This window comes from Streptococcus sp. 27098_8_69, assembly GCF_041432445.1.
Taxonomy (GTDB): Bacteria; Bacillota; Bacilli; order Lactobacillales; family Streptococcaceae; genus Streptococcus.
In genome coordinates, this window is sequence record NZ_JAPVZO010000001.1 from 117059 (window position 1) to 136272 (window position 19214).

Sequence of the window (19214 nt, forward strand, 5' to 3'; positions counted from 1 at the left end):
TTCTCCTATTCTGGAATTTGTTGGGTAATGCAGTGGATATTTCCACCACCTAAAAGAATATCTCTAGCTGGGATTCCTACGACTTCACGGTCTGGGAAACACTGGCTCAGAATATCCAAGGCCACTTGGTCATTAGCGTCCTGAAATTGCGGCACTAATACAGACTTATTAGCAATGTAAAAATTTACATAGGAAGCTGCTAGACGTTCACCAGCATAGCGTTCCTCTTCGCCTTCTTCATAAGTATAGCCCAGCAAATCCTCCTCTGTAACTACTTGATGAATAGCTGGGATTGGAAGTTTATGAATAGTGAAACTCCGGCCTTTTGCATCCGTTTCCGCCTCTAAAAGAGCTAAATCAGCTGCAGACATGGCATACTGAGGATCTTCTTGGTCGTCCGTCCAAGCTAAAACAAGCTCTGCAGGACCAACAAAAGCTGCAACATTGTCGACGTGTTCATTTGTCTCGTCTTGATAAATACCGTAAGGCGACCAAATGACTTTTTCGGCACCAAGGCTCTCTAGTAAAGTCTCTTCAATCTCCTCTTTAGTCAGGTGAGGATTACGACCAGGACTGAGCAAACAACTTTCAGTCACAAGTATCGTTCCTTGACCGTCACTGTGAATAGCTCCACCTTCTAGTACAAAAGGTTTGGCATCGTAAACAGGTATCTCTAAAACTTCTGCAAAGCGACTGGCCACTTGGTCATCTGCTTCATAGTCTTGATAAAGACCGTCATATGAGCCACCCCAAGCATTGAAAGACCAATCTACCGCCAACTTTTCCTTTTTATCGTTGACGAGAATAGTCGGACCCGTATCACGCGCCCAGGCATCATTGGTAGGAATATCTAGATAAACAACACTATTGCCTAGGTAGGATTGGGCTTCAGACAAATAATTCTGGTCTACTAAAAGGTAGACTGTTTCCCCTTGGGCAATGGTTTTGATAATCTGGCTAAATGCTTTTTTGGCAGCCTTACCTTGAAATGGCCAAGACCCTGGTCGAGTCGGCCATATCATGAGAGTTCCATGATGGGGTTCATACTCTGCAGGCATACGATAACCTAATTTCTTTGGACTGTCCATCATGATAATCTCCCTTTAAAGTCTTGATAGCCGAAAGCTTTGACTAAATTGCAGTCACCCTGCTCGTCCAAGAGATAGAGACTTGGCAAGCCAATACCGTTAAAGGTATTATTTTTGACAAAAGAGTAAATAGCCATATCTTCAAAATAAAGCCTATCACCTATTTGGACTGGATTTTCAAAGCTATAATCTCCAATCACATCACCCGTCAGGCAGGTATTAGAAGAAAGTCTATAAGTATAGGCTTTTTCTTGCGCTTCAAAACCATCTCTCAATGGAGGACGATAAGGCATCTCAAGGACATCCGGCATATGGCAGCTTGCTGAAGCGTCTAGCACTAAGGTCTCAATCCCATTTTCAACGATGTCTAAGACTTCAGTAGCTAAATAACCAGCATTAAGAGCAATCGCTTCTCCTGGTTCGATATAGACGTCAAGATTATAGGTTTCTCGAATTCGCTTAATCTCAGAAATCAGCAAGTCCACATCATAGTCGGCTCTCGTAATGTGATGTCCACCACCCATATTGAGCCATTTAACTTGATGCAAATAGAAACCAAACTGCGCTTCTACTGCTTTCAAAGTTGTCTGTAAATCATCTGCCCCTTGCTCACAAAGAGTATGAAAATGAAGACCATCCACCAAATCCAACAAATCACTAGGAATTTTATCTAGTGTCACGCCAAAGCGAGAACCTGGTGAACAAGGATCATAGAGCGCGTGATCACCCTGAGTTGAACATTGGGGATTAAGACGCAAACCTACACTGATCTCAGCCTCTCGACAAGTTTGACCATATTTTCGTAATTGTCTCTCTGAGTTAAAGACGATATGATCAGATATTTGAAGTAACTCTTCCATGTCTGATTCCTTGAATGCAGGCGCAAAAACATGGACTTCCCCAGGGAACTCTTCTCTAGCTAGCTTAGCTTCATAGAGTCCACTAGCCGTCGTACCTGTCAGATACTGGCTAATCAAAGGATATGTTTTATAGAGGGAATAGGCTTTCTGAGCTAGCAAAACCTTACAGTCTGCTTTTTCTTGAACCTCTTTTAGAATGCGACAATTCTCTTCTAATTTTCCTAAGTCAATGATATAAGAAGGTGTTGGTACTTGTTCTAACTTCATTAGTCCACCATTTGTGGATTTTCAACCACAACCCATGGCAAGCCGTATTTATTCAAAGCTTCCATGAATGGATCTGGATCCAACTCTTCAAGATTATACACTCCTGGTTGTTTCCAAGTACCATCCATCACTAATTTTGTTCCAATCATGGCTGGAACTCCTGTTGTGTATGAAATTGCCTGTGAACCAACTTCTGCGTAGCACTCCTGATGGTCGCAAACATTGTAGATGTAAATGGTCTTTTCAACACCATCTTTAACACCTGTAAAGATACATCCGATATTGGTTTTTCCAACTGTACGTGGGCCAAGGCTTGCAGGATCTGGAAGCAAGGCTTTCAAGAATTGGATCGGAACGATTTCTTGTCCATTAAAGTTAATCGAATCTGTACGAAGAAGTCCAACGTTTTCCAAGCATTTCATATGCGTTAGATAAGATTGACCGAAAGTCATAAAGAAACGAATACGTTTAACTCCTGGGATGTTTTTAGCTAGCGATTCAATTTCTTCGTGGTGAAGAAGATACATGTCTTTTTGACCAACTTGAGGGAAATTATATTCACGTTTGATAGACATTGCTTCAACTTCAACCCATTTTCCATCTTCCCAGTAAGAACCTGGTGCAGAAACCTCACGTAGATTGATTTCTGGGTTAAAGTTAGTTGCAAATGGATAACCATGGTCACCACCATTACAGTCTAAAATGTCGATATAGTGGATTTCATCAAAATAGTGTTTGAGGGCGTATGCTGAAAAGACGCTGGTTACACCTGGGTCAAAACCAGAACCAAGAAGAGCTGTCAAGCCTGCTTCCTTAAATTTTTCTTGATAAGCCCATTGCCATGAGTAGTCAAAGTAGGCTGTAAAACCAAGTTCCTTGCAACGTTTCTCATAGATGGCACGCCATTCAGGGTCTTCTGTATCCTCAGCCTCATAGTTGGCTGTGTCGATATAGTGAACTCCCGTTGCCAAGCAAGCATCCATAATTGTCAAATCTTGGTATGGTAGAGCTACGTTCAAAACGGCTTCTGGCTTGTAGCTTTCAATCAAGGCAATGACTTCTTCGACATTATCAGCATCAAGAGCAGCTGTTTCAATTTTAGTACTTGTTTTGCCCTCTAATTTAGCTTTCAAGTCATCACATTTTGACTTTGTACGGCTAGCAATCATAATTTCTTTAAAAGTTTCGCTGTCTTGGCAAATCTTTGAAATAGCAACTTGGGCGACTCCCCCACATCCAATAACTAATAAACGACTCATTTTTTTCCTTCCTCTTCTTCTAAAATGTCTTCTACATACTTAGGCAACATAAAGGCACCCACATGTAAGTTTGCAGTGTAGTATTCTGTGAATAGCTGGCGTTTTTTCCAGCCTTCCTTATCAAAATCTTTGACAGGGTGATATTTTTTCGATGCAAATCCAAATAACCAATAGCCAGCCGGACTGGTAGGGATATGTGCCTGATAAACACGGCTAATTGGAAAGGCTTGATTGACCTTGCGGTGCATGCTTCGGCAAGCAGACTCATCTTCGTCAAAGAAGGGACTACCATGCTGATAAATCATGATACCGTCTTCTTTGAGAGCTCGATAACTATTGCCGTAAAATTCCTTTGTAAAAAGACCTTCTGTATGTCCAAATGGATCTGTCGCATCATTGATGATAATGTCGTAGTCATCTTCACAGTTTCTCAAAAAACGCAGACCATTTTGATAATAAATGGTAACACGAGGATCATCAAGCCCTGCAGCAAAGTCTGGGAAATACTCACGACAGACCTCAACCAACATCTCATCCGGTTCCACGATATCAATCTGCTCCAGTTCAGGATAGAGTGTTAATACCTGGGCAACACCTCCGTCACCACCCCCAATAACCAAGACTTTCTTTGGATTAGGATGGACAGCCATTGGAACGTGAACTGTCATTTCATTGTAGACAAAGTCATCTGCATCTGAGAACAAGACATGCCCATTTAAGATCAATATTTTTCCAAAAGCTGGTGTATCTAAGACTTCGATATCTTGCCATTCACTTTTACCAGCATAGAGTTGCTTGGCTGTTCTCAGGGATAATTTCACATCTGGAGTGTGAACTTCAGAAAACCATAAATCCATTTAGTTCTCCTTTCTCTCAATGACATTAATGTGGTTGACCTCTGGATCTTCTGTCCCTTGGAGGGAACAACCACGTTCTTTGGCGAATTGAATATAATCAACAATTTCTCGTGTAATCCGTTCACCTGGCGCTAGGATTGGAATTCCTGGAGGGTAGCACATGACAAATTCCCCACAGACTTGCCCCACAGACTCGTCCAGGGTTAAACTTCTTCTCTCTGAATAAAAGGCTTCCTGAGGAGATAGCACCAACTCAGGCTGGATATATTCTCCAGCAATCAAGTCCTTCCCATCTCGTGAGTAGAGTCTCTTGATATCAGCTAGCGCACCCACCAAGCGTTCAATGTCTTGAATGCGGTCCCCTATCGAAATGTAGGCCAAGATATTCCCAATATCACCAAACTCAATCTGAATATCATATTCGTCTCGCAGGAGATCATAAACTTCAATACCTGTTAGACCGATTCCCTGAGTGTAGACTGACAACTTAGTAACGTCAAAATCACAAACAGACACTCCGTCTACTAGCTCTTTTGAGTAGGCATAGTAGCCACCGATGGCATTGATTTCACGACGAGCGTACTCAGATAGCTCAATGACCTTCTCAAAGGATTCTTTACCACGAAGGGCCAGATTGCGGCGTGAAATATCCAAACTAGACATTAGTAAGTAAGATGCTGATGTTGATTGGGTCAGGTTAATGATTTGACGCACGTACTCAGGATTCATCTGATTGCCAACTAAAAGAAGGGAACTTTGAGTCAAGCTGCCACCGGACTTATGCATGGATACAGCTGACATATCTGCTCCTGCGTCCATAGCAGATAGAGGAAGTTTATCTGTAAAGTGGAGATGAGCACCGTGTGCCTCGTCTACTAAGACTTTCATTCCTGCAGCATGGGCCATCTCTGTTAGCCCCTTAAGATCTGAACAAATACCATAATAGGTTGGATTGTTAATTAGGATAGCCTTAGCATCTGGATGGTCCTTAATAGCTTGCGCCACACGATCATTTTCAAGCCCCAAAGCAATACCGATTTTAGGATCCACACTCATCTCGATATAGATGGGGATAGCACCACATAAAACTAGAGCGTTGATGGCTGATTTATGGACATTTCGAGGAAGGATGATCTTATCTCCAGCTTTACAGGTGGAGAGAATCATAGTTTGAACAGATGAGGTTGTGCCCCCAATCATTAAAAAGGCATGAGCAGCACCAAAAGCTTCTGCAGCTAGTTCCTCAGCTTCTCGGATAATCGAAATGGGATGCCCCAGATTATCCAAGGGCTTCATAGAGTTGACATCTATGCCTACACATTTTTCCCCTAAAAGTTCAACCAACTCTGGGTTTCCACGGCCACGCTTGTGACCAGGTACGTCAAACGGTACAATTCTTTTCTTTCGTAACTTGACCAACCCCTCATAGATGGGAGCTTGGTTTTGATTTAACATTATAAAGACATACTCCTTTATCATAGTTTTTTCACCTTGACAATGCAAGGCTTTAAAGGATACTTATGAAAAAAGAGCAGGTTGGCACCTGCTCTACAATCTACTGACGTGTTTATGTTTGTTTCTTTTGAGTATGTCTGTTCCTGATGTTTCCTAACTCTCTAGTAGCAAATATTACGTACTTTATTGATCGTTTCACAAGATGACGTGTGCTTTCACCACACTAACAAATCTATACGAATTAGGACAAATGTCCTAACATCAACTTATAAAAGTAGGCTTTTAACCCTATCAATAATGTGGCTTTTCAACCACGCTTCGGCATTCAACCCTGCCTGTCCGTAGGCATTTTTTACTCGGGTTTATATTTACTAGAAAACATCATCTCATTTTCTAAGCTTCATTACTATATCATGTTTTCAGATACTTGTAAAGTATTTTTAGAAACTTTTTTTAAATAATTTAATATTTTGTTCGTGAAATTGCTTTAGTTTCAAAATGGAAATCGTTTTAAATTTAAATCAAAAAACAAAAAAAGGAACTAAATCGATTAATTCCTTTAATGAATCGTAAGCATAATCAACTATTCAAAATCCTATCTACTCATCTCGTGCTATTTGAACCGCTAATTCAAAATCAGTCATCAAGTAATTTTCATCCAGACGGATGAGACTATAATACTCATTCCAAAATAGAGAGTCACTGTTGCTGGACCACTTTAATCCATACCACAATTGAGTGACATCACTTGTATGTGATGGAGGAATTGACCATAGATGCTTTTTAAAAGTTTCTTGAACAAGAGAAACATCCAGTCGAGTAGTCAAGTCAAGTTCATCTAATTTGAGAGTGATAGAATGTTTTTTAGCTGCCTCAATACTTTCCTTGTTAAATCGAACCTGAATAATCTTAGAATCTTCTAAAGCCACATCCTGGTCCTCAGCACCGTAAAAGGAAATACTGCCCAGTACTATTCCATCTTTTGCCAGGAGATAGGTAGCGTAAGGAACAGCATTGCTATCAAGTCTGAAGCCTTTTTCGATGGTAATTGTTTTATCGCCTGAATACCTTTGGAAACTGCCATCTGTCAGGAGCTCTTCGTATTCGCTACCACTATCGCCCTGTCTTACATAAATATCAAATCCAGCATCCATCAGCTCACTGGCTTTGGTTTCTGCCAAAGTGATTTTACTTTCATTGATCTGCAAAATCGGTGCTTGAGGTGGCAAACCAATCGTGAGATTAAACATGACTCCTACCAGAAAGACCATAAAGGTTATAAGGAGGGCAAGTAAAGATTTTCCAGTCCTTTTTCTTGCATTGAAAAGGGCCATCAGAGCAGGTAGAAGAATCATTTTGGCTAAAATAGAATTCCCAACACCACCTCTATTTAAAGTCTGAAAAGCAAAGATCCCTGCAATAGCAATCAGAGACAGGTAGACCAAAATCTCACCTAGACCCAGCTTTTCAGTTCGAGTTTGTTGGTTTACAGGCGTTTCGTACAATGACTGCCCATTCTCTTTCCTCTTTTTTAGAAAGAGATAAAACCCCAGACCAAGTAGCAGATTAAAGATTGCAAAAACTATTAAAGTACCTATTATCGCCGTTCTAGCCATGGCTCTCTACTCCTTTATGTTCTCTCACAAATCTTATCTTTCTCTTTAGTATCCAATTCCCAATCAATAAAACCAGCAAGAAGAAGGGGCCACCTTCTATGACCACAATGGGCAAAGCCAGTAGAGCAATCATCAAAAAACTAGCTTTCTTTTGACGCAAACTACCGCCCCATTCTCCGTTTATCAGCTGACCCAAATAGTCGATGTAGTCAGTATACATCATAAACAAAGGATTTTGGAAATCACTGAGCCTTAGGTAAATGAATAAAGCAGAATTTAGCAAAACATAAAGAATTCCAAGGACTAGAATAATCTTTTGACTAGTTCGAGTAGCCTCTAGAACGATTTTTTCTCTCTTCTCTGGTTTTATTTCCTTGAGACTTGGGTCCTTACAAGAGAGTTTTTCAAATCTATAGACCAGAAATCGGTAGAGATAATACTTTTTTATATCACGCTTCATAAAACCCCCAATCTAGGAAGGACACTCAATTATAAATCATGGTCTAAACATCTAATTTCAAGGAATTGCCTTCCAAATAGACGGCTTTTGACTCAGTGATTTTGATTTTTTGATCTTCTGAAAAGCCAATGGTTTCACCGTCCTTTAAGGTGACATCACTGCCTAAAACATACTGAAGAATAGACAAGAGGAAATAATATAAGTCATCACTATTCATAGGAGACTCGATAATTTCAATCTCAGTTTTTCTAAACTCTTTTAAACCATAAGTGTAAATGCTGGTCTTATCTTTCTGATTGATAATCCCCATATAGATCCAGAGTTGAAGGGGAAGCATTTCTTCTTTCAAAAGGTCAGCCAGGTCTAGATAAAGATCTTTTGGCAAGAGCAAGGTGGTAGAACCCTGATAAATACCAATAGCTGATTGACTAGTTTTTAGGATAGATGCATTGACTTTAGTTAATAGGGAATAAGTTTCTACTGGCGAAAAATTGTCAGACAAAATAGAAACAATGGCGTGTTGTGTGTGCTCCTGTGTTTCCTTCTCAACATCCTGCCAGAGGTAAGAATAGGCATACAATTCGTCAAATTCTTGACTTGGGATAGGAAGATCCATTAATGCCAAAGCAACGAGAGCACCATCAATCACAAAGGTTGCACTAGAATCATCCCCAGAAACTTCAGAAATTTCAAGTCCCCAGTGAGATTTCAATTCCTGAACAACCTGGTCTAAAGAATAGGCCTGCTTGCCTTTGAAGAGGGGCATGGACAAGGTAAGGATCTTTTTCTTCTCTGTATTCTCTTTTTTACCAGTAAATAGTTTTTTCAAAAAATTCATAGGAATTCTCCTTTTGTTCATATCAGTTGGGAAGCAAAGCTATCTTGCTCAAAGTGAATCGAGATACCAAGTTTCCTCATCCTCAAAACTGTAAAATTTCTGGTCAAGCAACCAATTCCCATCTACCAATCTAAGTATAAACTGATGCTTCATTTCTAAAGCTTCTTGATAATGGGTGATGACTCTTGCTTCTTCAGCTTTTGTCATGATAAAATCTACAGAAAAATCATTCGTTTGAACATAGTTATACTCACTTGGGGATCCATAAGAATTTCGAACTCCTCCTTCCAAGCATTTTTGAGTCACTCGTCCAGTTAGAAGTTGCATTTGCCTCTGAAAATAGTCATCCATAAGTTCATTCCACAAAGGATGAAGCTGATTTGATGGGATGCCAAGGCCTTCTTTTTCCTTATCCAGTGCTCTGTTACGCTCAAAAATTTCCTCTTCTAACAAGGTTAAACTTTTAAGGATATCAAGCAATGGTGTAATGATTATTTCTGCTAGAGTTTGATATTTTTCAGGGGTATTTTTATAGTTCACTCTCATAATAAGCCTCTTAATCATCTTGGATTAATTGCTTTAATTCTAGGTCTGAAAGAAAGCCTTCAATGTAAAGTTTCCTAAGTAAATCTTTATCTACGGTAATTTCATAATAGTCAGTCACAAACTCATGAAATCTCTCAAAGCTATCAAAGAGGTAAGATAGCAACCATTCTCCGCCATCCTGATCTTGGTAAGTGTGTTGATGCGCTTGACCGTCATACCAGATAAAAAAGGTTGTTTCATCTTTTTGATCTTCGGAATAAAGTGAGAGATACTTCTCATCCAGTCCTTTATAAAAACTATCAATGACGTCTTGATTCCACTCGTCAACAGCAAACTGGCTTAAACTACTTTCATGATCAAAGCCTTTTATAAGGATCATTTTATCAGTCAAAATCACTTCCAAAGAATCACCAGAGCCATTGTCAATAAGGTAGCGGAGTCCATAGTCTTCCTCAGTCTTAATCACGAGTCTGAGCCAATCCTTACTTGGATCTGTTAGATACTCATCAATGACCAGCAAGGCATCTAAGCGAGTCTTTATCTTGTCCCAATTAATCTTTCTCATCTCTAAAAACCTCCATCTTATTCTTGCAATTTATCAAGATCACAAGCCCTATAACGAGCTGTTAGATAGCCTGAAAAGCTAATCTGAGGGATATTCCACTCATTAGGCAAATAAATCGAACAATCTACCTGATCACCTAGAGGGGAACTCGCTGAGAAGACATATCTTCCCAAATCCTCATTATTAGGATTTCTTTCAACTAGACTCAATCTGCTAGTATTGAACCAGTCTTTAAACAGTAACCAGATTTGCTCGGCATCTTCGTTTAATAGGGAGACTTTCAAGTTGTAGCTGATTCCGACCCTACATCTTTTTTTGAATCCTGACTCATCAGCCTTACAAACCTTTATCATTCCCTTATCATACTGCCAGTTATCACTATCTAATAGGGGAAATTGAGCAGATAGATTGTCTTTAAATCCCTGCATAGTATCTAATAAATCTTTGGAGGCAGCTTCGAATAATTCTAGTTCTTCCATAGGCTTCACTTTAATTTTCATAGCTAATCACATTCCGGTTTAATCTGCATCAACCCAGATCTGGTATTTTTGACAATGGAGACATCTAAACAAATAACCACAGATAGGCCCGTCTTTGACCAAGTAGTCTTCTACCTCTTGATATTCTTCACGCGCTTCATAGTCTGCCAAGACTTGCTCAGCGATTCCCATATCCTTCAATTCTCGAGTTCCAACTGTACCCAAGTAAGCACAGTAATCTTGGCAACAAGAAAGCCAATATTCTCCCTGCCAACTAGAGTAGCCTGGAGTCTGACAAAAAAGCAGCTGATTTTTTTCTGGATCCAATTCGCCCTGCCACTCGGCATCTTGGATAAATTCCGCATCAAATTTTTTGGCCGCTTGACCGTTTGCAATACAAAATGGGCAAAGGTATTCTATATCCTCGATACTATAAGGTATAAGGGCATAATAAACATTGCTTTCTTTCCCACAAGATGGACAAACCTTGACTTCTCCTTCAACAAATGAACCTGTAGCTAAGGGATCTGGATGATAGAGAAAATGAGGTAAGTCTTTTAACAAGTCCTTTCTTTGCTTCTTCTCTTCTTTTGTTAGGGGACGAGGAAGGGCATAACGATCACCATGACTCTGACGCATTTCTTGTAAACGACTCAGTTTCTTTATCTGTTTTCGATCTGGTTTATCTAAGATTTCAGTAAATAAGCTATAGGCACTAGTGTAGAGACCCAATTGCTCATAGAGGTCAACTAAGACTTTCTTCGCTTCTAAATCATCAGACTTAGCTAATTCATCAGCCAAATCATAAAGGGCTGCGACACTTGAAGGCTTTCCATCTTGGTCCAGGTATTGCTTTTTTAATGTAATGTATTTTTCTAGAAATGGATTCATGGGACTACCTTTCTAACGGAATATAAAAACCTTAACAAATAGTCACTAAGACATTCCCCTTGTGGTTTAAGATTTCCTTGTAAAAGTCTTTCATTTTGACAAAGCAGGTTAAAATATCATCCTTGATTTCTTCCTCTTCCTCTTCCTCAAGATAATCCCAAATATCAGGATACAAGTCAGCTTTCTTGCATGCTTCCATACTAAAGTCTGCCAAGGCTCTGTTCATGTCAAAACTTTCTAGAGCTTCTACGATCTCGGCTATCTTGTTTTTTTTCAGTATAGGCGATATATTCAGATACATCCTCTAGAGGAGTCACCCCTAAAACAGCTTCTCTCAAGGGATTGTCATCCAAAAATTCTGAACTACTAAATCCTGTCAAGACAAAAACCAAGGCATCCCACATTTTATCGATATCCAGAAAAATTTCATATTCTTCTACATAATCTTCCGCTAAGTCCAGCAAGTCATCTTCCTTATTAGAAAGTAGCTTTATTTGTTTTAATTCATCGTCTGGTAAATATTGATAATTGGCAATCATTCCCATGATTTTTCTCCTTTGAATCTGTTAGTATCATATGGATATTTCTAGCTCTATTTCCCTAGAAAATGCTATAATGGAGCTAAGAAATTGTTTTATTGTAGGTTAAATAGGGGAAATAGTCATGTTCACTAGTATTGTTTTGGGCTTTTATGCTCTTTTCTTTCTATCCTTATCCTTTACCATCTATCTCTATATCAGACTCGTAGTTGCGGTTAAAAAAGGCAAAGACATTCCCAAATGGATTTATAAATTTGGCCATGCTGTTCAAGGAAGAATTCACGTTGACTATGAAGAAATCACTGATGCTAATGCCCTTAAAGAGATTCATTGGTTCTTGCTGATCTATTTAATCGTAAATCTACTCGTATTGGCTGGCTTCTACTATCATGGCAATAGCTTCCCGCAAGCAGTTTATGAATGTTTGAAAAAACAATTTTTCATCGTACTTGTTAGTATGATTTTAAAAAGTCTTGGAAAATTTATTGTACTAGCTATAAGAAAAAACTTTCATAACAGTCATGCCTATGCATCAACCAACGCTTTTATCGGGACAGCTTTTTTAACGAGTTATGTATTTATGTTTTGCATGATGATGAGTGGTCTTCCAGCTCAACCTGTTCCAGTAACCATTCAAGATACTACTGTCATTATCGGTGAGACCAAGGCTTCCGAGCTTTTGGACAAAGGCTTTAGCTTCGAAGATAAAAGTCCAGAGACTTCCATCACCAATCCCAAAAACGACCACTTCTACTACGGTCAGCTTCTCGAAGTCAAGCGGGATGATCAGTCCTATGGCTTTATGAGCCTTACTCCCACAGGTAAAGATACTGATCAACTCAAAAACTGCGTCGTCACCTATTACAGAACACCTAAGGATAAGAATCAACTAGAAGAAATTTCCATCAATCATGTCAAGCTAGCAAACCTCAAACACCAAGACTTTCAAACACGAAAATTAATCGATATCTTTGAAGTCAATCCTGCTGATTATCATGAATCTGATACCGATGCCAACTTCATTTTAACCATTCAAACAGCAGATTACGACCTCTGGAAAAGATACCGGATTGAATCCAAGTTCAATTCAGATGGTTCCCTGGATAGCTATGGTGTCAGAGCCCAACACAGCATGTGGGAATGATTGACCATTTCTCCCGTTATCACATAGGCATTAAACTGGAAAAATATCGTCGACAAGTTTATAGGTTTCAATGAATCTAAGGCCAGAGGAACCTTTATCTCTAGTGATTTCTTCATAAATATCTTCTAAATTTTGGGCAGGTGCTAACATCCAAAGACTAAAAGGTCTAAGTTTCACCTGTCCAATTTTTTCAATATTTTCTAATAATTGTCCTAAATCTTTGTGATTGAACCAGCAGTCTGTAACGAGAGCAAACTTTGTATTGTCCATCTTACAGGAGATATGACTGGTCAAAAAATCATCGATAGTGGGCTTTTTTGTCTGTAAGAGGCGCGTGCAAGCCAGATGGTACTCAAGCTTTCTAGGACTCTGATCAACCATAGATACAAAGACAAGACCATACTCATCTTGAAACTTAACAGCAAGGAGATCCCCTTCTTCAAAATAGGGTTTGCGTTTAGTTTTGGCTTTAGGGAACTTTAGAGGCCTAGGATTTTCAGTTTGCAACTGGATAGCAAGTTTTTCCAAGACTTTTTGCCTTTGCTTCAAAGCCTTTGGATCTATTTCCATCCAAAATGGATCAGCCCCTTTTTGGATAAGCTCTACCGTTTTATCTCTGATATCGTCTGTCAGGTGACCAATCTTCCACAGTGAATAGGCAAGAGCAGTCCAATAAATCTCTGTAAAAAAGTCAGTTTGACAGCAATCTTTCTCTGCATCGAGGATATCCTTGATAATATTGGACACATGATCACCGTCTCTATAACGACCAACTACCTCATTGTAAATGTCATACCCTTGATCACTGTCAATGATTTTAACGCCATCAATAGCCATTCTCAACTCCTAGGTTCAACCGCCATGAAATTACTAAATTTAAAACCTTACTTAATCTTATGCTTGTTCATTTTTTCTTGGAAAATATCTGTAAGAATTTGTCGCAATTCTTGAGCTTCTTTTTCAGGAAGTTGGCCTTCTTGTTCAGCTACAGCATACAACTCTGGATACTCGAGCGAGATTCTCTTAACAGTACGTGTAATGGCATGTTTTCTAACAAAAAATGGAATTCGTTTAATCATATCTTGAGGAATTAAAGCGATAATTTTATCGGCAGTTTCCTTATCGGTCAGCTTAGAGAAAGTTAGTCCCTTTTTAATCATTTCTTGTTCTTTTTCTGTAAAATCTTTAATATCCATTGTGTCTCCTTATGACTATTTTATTTACTACTATTATACTATTTTTTTAATTGGTCGAATGAAAAATCTCTATAAATCACTTCTTTGCCAAGAACGGAATCTGTTGTAACAGGTAGTTTTTGCAGCAAATCTTGGATATCAATATTAGTGGGAAGAGGATTAAATTCTCCCAGACTATTTTCTTGAAGATGTGCTGCAAAGATAAACTCCCCCTTTTCCCAATCCATAGCACAATCATTGATAACATCTACTGGCGACAGGTCCAGCAGTTCTTGCTCTTGCGCTATAAACGTTTCGTAGATCAACTCAAAAATAGCTTCCTTATCAATTTTTACAACTCTTAATGTATGTTCATCCATGCTTGCTATCCTCTAATCATATTTATTTATCATCTTCTGACACTTGCCAAACTTCTGATTTGTAGAGATTTTCCTTTAAACCACACTTCCATTAATCAAAACCGGTTAATAGACTATTTCCTACTATTCCTAATGTTACAATAATAATGCCCAAAAGACCCAGAAGATTTGGAAAGCTATCACCAAGGAAAAAGCAACCACCCAAAAGAGTAAAAAGTACTTCCCCTGCCTGAGTTGCTTCTATGACTGCCAGTTGCTTATGATTGTGCTTGACTAAGTTTGTCGCTTCAAAAAAAAGTAAAGTTGCAACAACACCTGAAAATATTGCAACAATGAGAGATTGCAACATTTGGGAACTGGATGGCAATCCTGTATCAAATCCAGCATATAGGGAGACGCATAGCCAAAAAGGAGTACTCATCAGGGTCATACCAAAAACACGCTGACTAGTAGTTAAACTATCTTGCTGACAATGTTCCAACATTTTTCTATTCCCCAAAGGATAAGAAAAAGCTGCAAGTAAAATCAATAGACTAGCAATAAGAACTCCATTTCCCATACCACTATGAAAATAAGGGATCTGAATGAGAATAATCCCCAACAATATAAAGAAAGTCATACCTAACTGCTTTCCTGGAATTTTTTTACCAAAAAGAGGAGTCAAGAGTAAGCCAGCTAAAATAGTGATCTGCCATGTAGCCGCAACAAACCATGATTCACAATAAACAGAAGCCATGGAAAGTGGACCATAAAAAAGTCCAAAACCAACTGTACTCCAGAGAAACCAAGTCCATGGTGACTGACGAATATCTGCTAATACCGTAGATAATTCTTTCTTTCGCCAAACAAAAAAAGTAAGTATTGGCAAAGTAAATAAATAACGGAGGCTTGCGCTCCACATCCAAGACCCACCTTCTAGGTTCATACTACGGTTAAAAATAAAAGTAAAAGCAAAAAAGAGAGCACCCAAAATACCATACCAGAGTGCTCTATAAAATTGTGATTGTTTCATAAATATATCTCCTCATATAAAACTATTATATCTAATTGACTTAAACATATCGATAAAGTCTATAACTTTTATTTTTCCCATATAAACGTCTATCAATTACACTACTTTAAGTATATAATTTTTTAATATTGAACCCACTTATCATTATCCATAATAAATGGTTTAGCTAGACCTTCACCTGTATAGTTTTCGTATTTTGTATCTAAATATTTGTAACAATCTTCCTTAGTCGCAAATTTGATGGCTTGATAAGGTTCCTCGAAGGTTAACTTTTCGACAAAGAGAAAACCATCCTCACTTGGTACAAGAATTCCAACATGACCGATAAAGAGGGATTGCCCATCCAAGTCATCATGGACGACTACGGAGAGCATTCTTGAATTTTCATTAAACTTGAATTGAGAAAGGAATTGTTCCATCTTTGCAGCATGAACCTTGACATCAGTTGTTGCTTCGGTCTTGACTCTTGAGAATAAAATATCAAAGTCATCCTTATCTTCTGCACCAAAGACCTTTCCTTTATCAATGGCATCATTATCGACAAACAAGAGGGAATCATCTTTCTCTAACTTAGGAATTTCAATTGAATTTTTCAATAAACAATAACTGTTAATACGACAGTTGGTACCTACAAAATCACCTTTTTTCGGTGTCCAAAGATTGCTAATCTTTTCTACGTCATACTCAGTTTTGGTGAATGTAGAAAAACCTCCAGTTAAGCCAACCGAACCAACAGTTTCATTATAGTCATTGACAAGATTGAAAAATGCATCCACACTGTCTTTATCCAAATGTGCAGCCAAGGCTTTCCGAACTTCTTCTGCACTCGGTTGATTGTTCAAATTGCTATAAGTTGCTTTCCAGGAAACTTGATTCGACTGTGATTGAGTCACTGAAATTTCAGCAGTACTATCAGAAGTCTTTTGAGTTTGACTACAAGCTACTAACGTCAAAAGAAGTGTTGAGCAAAGACCAATAGTTGCTAATTTTCTAATTTTCATAGGTTTTCCTTTGTTAATAATATCTTTAAAAAGACTTGTCAAAGTTTAAAAATCTTATACTTTCGGTTGAGAATAGACTTGAATATGCTGACCTAGCACCTTAATTTCTACTGGTAGGTCATCAGATTTGTCACCATCAACATCCGTTTCTAATTCAGAATCAGAAGAAATTTTTATATGACGAGCTTTTATGTACTCGATGTGATCATTTTCTACAACATCACCTTTTAATAAATCAGGGATAACTGACAATTTAGTAAGGATTGAGGCATCTTTTAGGATTAAAATGTTAGCATAACCATCCTTGTCCTCATCAAAGATTTTTTTGTCAGCGAAATAATTGGTAAGAAGAACTAAAACATGGCTGGCTGGGCCAATGTAATTTCCATTTTCTGTTTCAACTTGAATGTTAAATGTTTGATCTGTCACGACAGACTTTACAGTATTAACCGCATAGGCTAGCATACCAAACTTTGTTTTATCCTCTATCCCAACGTTATGGATGGCCTCTGGTAGTGAACCAATACTAAAGATATAACCAAAATAATTTCCATTTGATTTTCCGATATCAATCTTATTTGTAGAATTGAAATCAAGCTCGTCAATCGCGCCGTCAATATCTTGATTGATTTCTAATAGTTTCGTAATCAGATTTCCAGTTCCTCCAGGTATAATTGCTAGTTTTGGAATATAGTCTCTTTCAGCGATACCTGAGATCACTTCATTGACTGTCCCATCTCCACCGAATACGAGAACTGCCTCATACTGCTCTCGAGAAGCTTCTGTGGCGAAGTTGGTTGCGTCTTGCGCTTTTTGTGTAATTCTGGTATCGACTTGCTCGAAGTATTTTTTAGCCTTATTTTCTAACTTTTCCTTATAATCTAAAGCCTTTTCTCCACCAGAGGTTGGATTGATAATCAACATTATTTTTTGCATTCATTTTCTCCTCAATATCTATTTACATCTTTAGGCTATCAATATATCTTTTTTTGATACACTTTATTATATAATGAAATTTCTAAAAATAAAAATTGAAAGTACTGAACTAAAATAGATACAATCCTGAACTGTCTAAGAATTTTTCTATCAAAATTAAAAAAATAGAATTTGTGGAAAAAATTTTATCAAGTTACAAACTGAAGAAATCATCTCATTCACTTTTTTTCATATACATCAGTTTTTAATTTACTTTTTAAAAAAAACTATACTTCTATTATTTTTTTAGCCACAAATGTTGTAAAAAACTAATATCTTTATAGGGTTTTAAATCACATACTGCAAGTTCAATCTTTGTCATTTCTTCTAACCAGTTTTCTTTGCTCTTAAATTCATTTGGTTGTAGACTGTAAAATATTCGGATCCCTAAATAGTTTTCTAATTTAAAACCAGACAAAGCTAATAATTCCTCTATCGTATAAGTAGAACCACTTGCAAAAGATAGGCTCTCAAAATTTCCACCATTGAGTAAGCTAAAAGCTTGGTTGATGTCATTAGCAAAAACAACACTTTGTAGAACTTTTCCAACTTGATTATGCTTGATAATTGAAATTAAGCCATCATCTTTTAAAATTCTTTTGAACTCCAGAAGATAGTCTTTTCGATCATTAGGATCTATATATTCTAAAACATTATGGCAAAGGACAAGATCAAAGGATTTATCCGTAAAACGAGCGAGTTGGTCAATACTTCCCCACAATTTTTCATAGGATGTGGAAGAGTTGGCATAGAGCATTTCCTCATTAGGTTCAACAGAAATAACTTGATTCTTGCGAGAAAGAAATTCACTGACCAAGCCAAATCCAGATCCAAAATCAAGAATTTTCTTACCTTCTAAATGAACGAGTTGGGCAAAGGTTATTTCATATTGTATCTTTCCCCAAGGTTGTTTTAACATATTTCTATAATGTTCAAGATCAGATTTTTTGCTTGTCATGTGTTACCTCATTAAAACTGGTATTTTTCTTTACAATCATTTCTTTTAATAATTTACAGTAAACTGCCGAATTTTCAGTGATCTTGCAACAGTGGTCATATCCTTGCCAAATGTGAAATGTGGCGTGAGGATACTTTTTTGGAAGAACTTTTTTAGCAGCTATCAAGTCGAATTCTTTTGAACCATAAAAGAAAACACAGCTTTTTTGTTCCTCTGGCGTAAGGTTAGGCAAAGCTACGAAGGCACAATCATGGGAAATATGTTTGATGCTTTCTTCATCCATAGCAATGAAAGAATCCGCCATCATCTCTCCTTTTTCTCCATAAAGTGCAACCATCTTACGAACAGCAAGATCTCTATTTCGCAGAGCTTTTCTATGCTTTATTAACAATAAATACCTAGTAAATACATCAAGCAAGGGCGCATTTATCCATAAACTAACTCCTTCAAAAACAAGTTTCCCAAACCTGATATCCTTATGATTCAATAATTGCAGCAACACAACTCCACCTAAGGACGCTCCAAAGGCTAAACTCAAGTCTTTTATATGATGAGCCTTTAGATAATTATAAATCATCTGGCTTTCCTTAAGAGCCGATTCGTAGATGAGCGAAGCTGATTGCCCATGCGCCGACAAATCCGGAATAATATATCTAAACCCTTGCCCCATCTGATCTGCAATGAGGGACTTCATCCCTTGAGCCGATGATAACATCGGGTGGATTAGCAATATCGTATCTTTCTGATTAGAATTAAGATCAAGAATGTTCATTTTCCAACACCAGATTTCTTTCCTTTTTTAGCCCTTTTCCTTAAAGAACTTATCCCATCCATTTATGATTTATTCAG

The 19214-nt window shown here is 38.0% G+C and carries 21 protein-coding genes and 1 pseudogene; 1 reads left to right on the top strand and 21 read right to left on the bottom strand.

The genetic code is table 11. From position 1 onward, the window contains the following. Positions 1-5 precede the first annotated feature (5 nt). The 13 genes and pseudogenes from aguA to O3658_RS00705 form a co-directional block, all read right to left on the bottom strand. Positions 6-1091, bottom strand: coding sequence for an agmatine deiminase (aguA, locus tag O3658_RS00645; RefSeq protein WP_371558911.1), 1086 nt, complete (start codon positions 1089-1091; stop codon positions 6-8). Then, entirely contained in the window at positions 1088-2215 is a 1128-nt protein-coding gene (gene nspC, locus O3658_RS00650; protein ID WP_371558912.1) for a carboxynorspermidine decarboxylase, read from the bottom strand. The genes aguA and nspC overlap by 4 nt, the downstream gene beginning before the upstream one ends. Beyond that, complete coding sequence (locus O3658_RS00655) at positions 2215-3474, bottom strand: saccharopine dehydrogenase family protein (protein ID WP_371558913.1); 1260 nt, start codon at positions 3472-3474, stop codon at positions 2215-2217. The genes nspC and O3658_RS00655 overlap by 1 nt, the downstream gene beginning before the upstream one ends. Further along, a complete protein-coding gene (speE, locus tag O3658_RS00660) occupies positions 3471-4331 on the bottom strand; it encodes a polyamine aminopropyltransferase (RefSeq protein WP_000366713.1) in 861 nt (286 codons plus the stop codon). Before speE ends, O3658_RS00655 begins: the two co-directional genes overlap by 4 nt. Further along, entirely contained in the window at positions 4332-5786 is a 1455-nt protein-coding gene (locus tag O3658_RS00665; RefSeq protein ID WP_371558914.1) for an aminotransferase class I/II-fold pyridoxal phosphate-dependent enzyme, read from the bottom strand. It lies immediately after the preceding gene. 599 nt (positions 5787-6385) lie between these two features. Continuing rightward, complete coding sequence (locus O3658_RS00670; protein WP_371558915.1) at positions 6386-7402, bottom strand: hypothetical protein; 1017 nt, start codon at positions 7400-7402, stop codon at positions 6386-6388. Continuing rightward, positions 7395-7862: a hypothetical protein gene (locus O3658_RS00675; protein ID WP_371558916.1), complete on the bottom strand. Its 468-nt coding sequence runs from the start codon at positions 7860-7862 to the stop codon at positions 7395-7397. The genes O3658_RS00670 and O3658_RS00675 overlap by 8 nt, the downstream gene beginning before the upstream one ends. 43 nt (positions 7863-7905) lie before the next feature. After that, complete coding sequence (locus O3658_RS00680; protein WP_371558917.1) at positions 7906-8700, bottom strand: DUF4261 domain-containing protein; 795 nt, start codon at positions 8698-8700, stop codon at positions 7906-7908. A gap of 48 nt (positions 8701-8748) precedes the next feature. Further along, positions 8749-9246 (bottom strand): hypothetical protein, encoded by a 498-nt coding sequence (locus O3658_RS00685; RefSeq protein ID WP_371558918.1) that lies wholly within the window; start codon positions 9244-9246, stop codon positions 8749-8751. Between the two features lie 10 nt (positions 9247-9256). Continuing rightward, the gene (locus O3658_RS00690; protein WP_371558919.1) at positions 9257-9811 is read right to left on the bottom strand and encodes a hypothetical protein; all 555 of its coding nucleotides are present in this window, start codon (positions 9809-9811) and stop codon (positions 9257-9259) included. A gap of 17 nt (positions 9812-9828) precedes the next feature. Beyond that, complete coding sequence (locus O3658_RS00695) at positions 9829-10311, bottom strand: hypothetical protein (RefSeq protein WP_371558920.1); 483 nt, start codon at positions 10309-10311, stop codon at positions 9829-9831. Positions 10312-10329: 18 nt separating this feature from the next. Continuing rightward, positions 10330-11181: a CbrC family protein gene (locus tag O3658_RS00700; RefSeq protein WP_371558921.1), complete on the bottom strand. Its 852-nt coding sequence runs from the start codon at positions 11179-11181 to the stop codon at positions 10330-10332. A gap of 31 nt (positions 11182-11212) precedes the next feature. Next, a pseudogene (locus O3658_RS00705) lies at positions 11213-11726 on the bottom strand (YfbM family protein). Positions 11727-11844: 118 nt separating this feature from the next. On the opposite strand from O3658_RS00705, the gene O3658_RS00710 reads away from it, so the two are divergent. Further along, positions 11845-12864: a hypothetical protein gene (locus O3658_RS00710; protein WP_371558922.1), complete on the top strand. Its 1020-nt coding sequence runs from the start codon at positions 11845-11847 to the stop codon at positions 12862-12864. Positions 12865-12894: 30 nt separating this feature from the next. Here the strand turns inward: O3658_RS00710 and O3658_RS00715 are convergent, their stop codons facing one another. The 8 genes from O3658_RS00715 to O3658_RS00750 all read right to left on the bottom strand — a co-directional run bounded on the left by O3658_RS00715 (position 12895) and on the right by O3658_RS00750 (position 19137). Further along, positions 12895-13701, bottom strand: coding sequence for a hypothetical protein (locus O3658_RS00715; protein WP_371558923.1), 807 nt, complete (start codon positions 13699-13701; stop codon positions 12895-12897). 47 nt (positions 13702-13748) lie between these two features. Then, entirely contained in the window at positions 13749-14060 is a 312-nt protein-coding gene (locus O3658_RS00720; RefSeq protein ID WP_075231390.1) for a hypothetical protein, read from the bottom strand. 38 nt (positions 14061-14098) lie between these two features. Then, on the bottom strand, positions 14099-14419 hold the full coding sequence (locus O3658_RS00725; protein WP_075231391.1) for a hypothetical protein: 321 nt from the start codon (positions 14417-14419) through the stop codon (positions 14099-14101). Positions 14420-14510: 91 nt separating this feature from the next. Next, a complete protein-coding gene (locus O3658_RS00730; RefSeq protein WP_371558924.1) occupies positions 14511-15431 on the bottom strand; it encodes a multidrug resistance efflux transporter family protein in 921 nt (306 codons plus the stop codon). Between the two features lie 122 nt (positions 15432-15553). Further along, the gene (locus tag O3658_RS00735) at positions 15554-16432 is read right to left on the bottom strand and encodes a DUF4300 family protein (RefSeq protein ID WP_371558925.1); all 879 of its coding nucleotides are present in this window, start codon (positions 16430-16432) and stop codon (positions 15554-15556) included. 54 nt (positions 16433-16486) lie between these two features. Continuing rightward, the gene (locus tag O3658_RS00740) at positions 16487-17368 is read right to left on the bottom strand and encodes a diacylglycerol kinase family protein (RefSeq protein WP_371558926.1); all 882 of its coding nucleotides are present in this window, start codon (positions 17366-17368) and stop codon (positions 16487-16489) included. Between the two features lie 277 nt (positions 17369-17645). After that, positions 17646-18365, bottom strand: a complete 720-nt coding sequence (locus O3658_RS00745; protein WP_371558927.1) for a class I SAM-dependent methyltransferase — start codon at positions 18363-18365, stop codon at positions 17646-17648. Further along, the gene (locus tag O3658_RS00750; RefSeq protein WP_371558928.1) at positions 18346-19137 is read right to left on the bottom strand and encodes an alpha/beta fold hydrolase; all 792 of its coding nucleotides are present in this window, start codon (positions 19135-19137) and stop codon (positions 18346-18348) included. Before O3658_RS00750 ends, O3658_RS00745 begins: the two co-directional genes overlap by 20 nt. Positions 19138-19214 lie beyond the last annotated feature (77 nt).

Coding starts and splice junctions, on each gene's coding strand:
- O3658_RS00730 (WP_371558924.1), bottom strand. CDS start 15,431: ATGAAACAATCACAATTTTATAGAGCACTCTGGTATGGTATTTTGGGT.
- O3658_RS00700 (WP_371558921.1), bottom strand. CDS start 11,181: ATGAATCCATTTCTAGAAAAATACATTACATTAAAAAAGCAATACCTG.
- aguA (WP_371558911.1), bottom strand. CDS start 1,091: ATGATGGACAGTCCAAAGAAATTAGGTTATCGTATGCCTGCAGAGTAT.
- O3658_RS00735 (WP_371558925.1), bottom strand. CDS start 16,432: ATGAAAATTAGAAAATTAGCAACTATTGGTCTTTGCTCAACACTTCTT.
- O3658_RS00710 (WP_371558922.1), top strand. CDS start 11,845: ATGTTCACTAGTATTGTTTTGGGCTTTTATGCTCTTTTCTTTCTATCC.
- O3658_RS00675 (WP_371558916.1), bottom strand. CDS start 7,862: ATGAAGCGTGATATAAAAAAGTATTATCTCTACCGATTTCTGGTCTAT.
- O3658_RS00695 (WP_371558920.1), bottom strand. CDS start 10,311: ATGAAAATTAAAGTGAAGCCTATGGAAGAACTAGAATTATTCGAAGCT.
- speE (WP_000366713.1), bottom strand. CDS start 4,331: ATGGATTTATGGTTTTCTGAAGTTCACACTCCAGATGTGAAATTATCC.
- O3658_RS00715 (WP_371558923.1), bottom strand. CDS start 13,701: ATGGCTATTGATGGCGTTAAAATCATTGACAGTGATCAAGGGTATGAC.
- O3658_RS00680 (WP_371558917.1), bottom strand. CDS start 8,700: ATGAATTTTTTGAAAAAACTATTTACTGGTAAAAAAGAGAATACAGAG.
- O3658_RS00670 (WP_371558915.1), bottom strand. CDS start 7,402: ATGGCTAGAACGGCGATAATAGGTACTTTAATAGTTTTTGCAATCTTT.
- O3658_RS00740 (WP_371558926.1), bottom strand. CDS start 17,368: ATGCAAAAAATAATGTTGATTATCAATCCAACCTCTGGTGGAGAAAAG.
- O3658_RS00745 (WP_371558927.1), bottom strand. CDS start 18,365: ATGACAAGCAAAAAATCTGATCTTGAACATTATAGAAATATGTTAAAA.
- O3658_RS00720 (WP_075231390.1), bottom strand. CDS start 14,060: ATGGATATTAAAGATTTTACAGAAAAAGAACAAGAAATGATTAAAAAG.
- O3658_RS00655 (WP_371558913.1), bottom strand. CDS start 3,474: ATGAGTCGTTTATTAGTTATTGGATGTGGGGGAGTCGCCCAAGTTGCT.
- O3658_RS00665 (WP_371558914.1), bottom strand. CDS start 5,786: ATGTTAAATCAAAACCAAGCTCCCATCTATGAGGGGTTGGTCAAGTTA.
- O3658_RS00690 (WP_371558919.1), bottom strand. CDS start 9,811: ATGAGAAAGATTAATTGGGACAAGATAAAGACTCGCTTAGATGCCTTG.
- O3658_RS00750 (WP_371558928.1), bottom strand. CDS start 19,137: ATGAACATTCTTGATCTTAATTCTAATCAGAAAGATACGATATTGCTA.
- O3658_RS00725 (WP_075231391.1), bottom strand. CDS start 14,419: ATGGATGAACATACATTAAGAGTTGTAAAAATTGATAAGGAAGCTATT.
- O3658_RS00685 (WP_371558918.1), bottom strand. CDS start 9,246: ATGAGAGTGAACTATAAAAATACCCCTGAAAAATATCAAACTCTAGCA.
- nspC (WP_371558912.1), bottom strand. CDS start 2,215: ATGAAGTTAGAACAAGTACCAACACCTTCTTATATCATTGACTTAGGA.